The organism is Priestia sp. 3CA3 (assembly GCF_056836725.1).
The window spans coordinates 1-300 of the sequence record NZ_JBXENJ010000053.1 but is presented as its reverse complement, the minus strand read 5'-3'; the positions used below and the strand labels follow the sequence as shown (position 1 = coordinate 300).

At 47.3% G+C, this 300-nt stretch carries 3 tRNA genes; all 3 read right to left on the bottom strand.

Annotated features, from left to right (window positions below):
• Nucleotides 1-19: 19 nt before the first annotated feature.
• Nucleotides 20-101 (bottom strand) — tRNA-Leu (locus tag AC1VNJ_RS26960).
• 14 nt (nucleotides 102-115) lie between these two features.
• Nucleotides 116-191 (bottom strand) — tRNA-Lys (locus AC1VNJ_RS26955).
• A gap of 8 nt (nucleotides 192-199) precedes the next feature.
• Nucleotides 200-275, bottom strand: a tRNA-Thr gene (locus tag AC1VNJ_RS26950).
• Nucleotides 276-300: the final 25 nt, after the last annotated feature.

Genomic DNA, 300 nt, shown 5'->3' with positions numbered 1-300 from the left:
ATATGAAATTAAGTAAAGATGCGGGTGAAGGGACTTGAACCCCCACGTCGTAAGACACTAGATCCTAAGTCTAGCGCGTCTGCCAATTCCGCCACACCCGCGTGTGAATATTAAATGGTGAGCCATGAAGGACTCGAACCTTCGACCCTCTGATTAAAAGTCAGATGCTCTACCAACTGAGCTAATGGCTCGAAAAAAATGGTGCCGGCAAGAGGACTTGAACCCCCAACCTACTGATTACAAGTCAGTTGCTCTACCAATTGAGCTACACCGGCGTGCAATCTCTGACTTAAATAGTCG